This window comes from Sphingopyxis sp., from assembly GCF_050725655.1.
GTDB lineage: Bacteria > Pseudomonadota > Alphaproteobacteria > Sphingomonadales > Sphingomonadaceae > Sphingopyxis.
Map to the genome: position 1 here is coordinate 1 of NZ_JBOHHT010000034.1, position 2,256 is coordinate 2,256.

Consider the following 2,256-nt stretch of genomic DNA (forward strand, 5'->3'; position numbering starts at 1 on the left):
AGATGTACGCTGCGCTCCGGGTCACGGAAAACCACCATTTTCGACTCACCCTGAGCTGAATGTCGATTGGTCCTAGATCGATCGCGCAAACCAGATGACGTGCCGCGGGCCCTTGCCGTTGCTTCGCGCGCGAACGCCGACCTCTTCGACCTGGAAACCCGCCACCGTTAACCGGCGGGTGAAGCGGGCGTCGGGGGCCGCGGACCATATCGCGAGGATGCCGCCGGGGCGCAGCGCCGCCTTGGCCATCGCGAGGCCCGCGGGCGAATAGAGCCCGTCGTTGGCGTCGCGCGTCAGGGCGTCGGGGCCATTGTCGACGTCGAGCAGGATCGCATCATAGCGGCGGGTCGCCGCGCCGATCGCCTTCGACACGTCGCCGAGGACCAGCTCGACCCGCGGATCGTCGAGGCAGCCTGCCGCCAGCTCGACCATCGGACCGCGCGCCCACTCGATGATGCCCGGCACCAGTTCGGCCACCACAATCTTCGCGTCGGGGCCGAGCGTCGCCAGCGCCGCGCGCAGAGTGAACCCCATGCCATAGCCGCCGATCAGCAGGCTCGCCGCCTTCGGGCTGCGCAGCCGGTCGCACGTCATCGTCGCCAGTGCTTCTTCGGAGCCGCTCATCCGGCTGCTCATCAATTCGTTGCGATCGATCGCGATGATGAAATCGTCGCCGCGCCGGTACAGCCGCAGCTCGTCGCCGCCCGGCACCTCTGCCGTGCCAATCAGTTCGCGTATCTTCAATTCACGTCGCCTTTTTCTTGTCGTCACCCCGGACTTGATCCGGGGGCCAGGGCGGCGAGGGCGGGGGTGGATGCCGGATCAAGTCCGGCATGACGATACGAAGAATATGCCTGTCAGCCTAGTTCGGCCAAGTCGAGCGTTTCGAGCAGCGCCGCACGCGCCTTGCGCACGTCGCTCGCCAGCGCCGCCGACGCGAGGTCGCCGGGCGCGATCGCCTCGGGCCAGTGTTTCGCCACGACGCCGGCAATCCGGTCGAGCTTTGCCTCGTCGGCGATGAAACGCGGATCGACGGTGGCCGGATCGGCAACAACGCGCAGGCGGAGGCATGCGGGCCCCCCGCCGTTCGCCATCGACTGGCGGACATTGACGGGCAGCAGGCGGCGGATCGGGCCGTTGCCCGCGACATGCGCTTCCAGCCATTGCCATACGGCCGGGATGGCCTGTCCCTCGGTGGGCAGGACCAGCCCCATGCCGCCGCCGTCGGGCAGGCTGACTAGCTGGGCGTTGAACAGATAGGATTTGATCGCGTCGGGCAGGCTGACCGCGCTCGCGGGCACCTCGACGATCTCGACCGCGGGGAAGGCGGCGCGGATTTCGGCGTGCGCGGCCTCGCGGTCCTCGAACGCGGCTTCGTGCGTGAACAGCACATGCTCGTTCGCGACCGCGACGACGTCATTGTGGAACGCGCCGCCCTGAATTGCGCTATCAGACTGGCGGATGAAGAGCGTGCGCGCCGGGTCGAGCCGGTGATGGCGTGCGATCGCCTTCGACGCGTCGAGATGCTGGCGCGCCGGGAAGCGCCCGCCGCCGACACCGTAAACGAAGATTTCGACCCCTTGCCCGTCGTGCCCGCTGCACAGCCGCATATGGTTCGCCGCGCCCTCGTCGCCGAACGGGGCGGGGATCGGTGCGTGGACGGTAAAGGCGGGGTCGGCGAAGGCGAGGCGAAGCTGCGCCAGCGTTCCCGGCCATTCGTGGCTGCGGTGCGGCATGGTGACGAGGTTCGCGACGGTCAGATGGCATTTGCCGTCGGCGCTGTCGGGGGCGGGGGAGACGGTTGCGGCATTCGCCGCCCACATCGACGACGCCGACCATGCCTGCGCGCGCAAATGCCCCTCGGCATCTTCCGGCGTCGTGCCGAGCGTGGCAAGCCAGGGCGCGTCGGGCCGGTCGAGCGGCGTGAAGAACCCCTGCGGCAGCCCGAGCGCCAGATTGTGGCGCATCTTCTCGATGCCCTGCAACGCCGCGGCACGCGGCTGCGACACGTCGCCGGCGTTGCTTGCCGACGCGATATTGCCGCGGCTGAGCCCGGCATAATTGTGGCTCGGGCCGATGATCCCGTCGAAATTGATTTCGGTGAGCATGTTACGCTTTTCCCTTTTTCAGCCCTCCCCTTCAGGGGAGGGGCAGCGAGACTTGCGGACTTGTCCGCTAGTCACAGCGGGGTGGGGGGCACCGGCCCTGCGCAAGGCCGCGAGCCCCCACCCCAACCCCTCCCCTGAAGGGGAGGGG

2 protein-coding genes are annotated in these 2,256 nt (G+C 68.4%); both read right to left on the reverse strand.

Features of this window, described 5'->3' with window-relative positions; translation table 11 throughout:
* Positions 1-72: 72 nt before the first annotated feature.
* Positions 73-744 (reverse strand): spermidine synthase, encoded by a 672-nt coding sequence (locus tag ACREBX_RS04895; protein ID WP_431560635.1) that lies wholly within the window; start codon positions 742-744, stop codon positions 73-75.
* Between the two features lie 113 nt (positions 745-857).
* Entirely contained in the window at positions 858-2,108 is a 1,251-nt protein-coding gene (locus tag ACREBX_RS04900; RefSeq protein ID WP_431560636.1) for an N-succinylarginine dihydrolase, read from the reverse strand.
* Positions 2,109-2,256: the final 148 nt, after the last annotated feature.

Coding starts and splice junctions, on each gene's coding strand:
- ACREBX_RS04900 (WP_431560636.1), bottom strand. CDS start 2,108: ATGCTCACCGAAATCAATTTCGACGGGATCATCGGCCCGAGCCACAAT.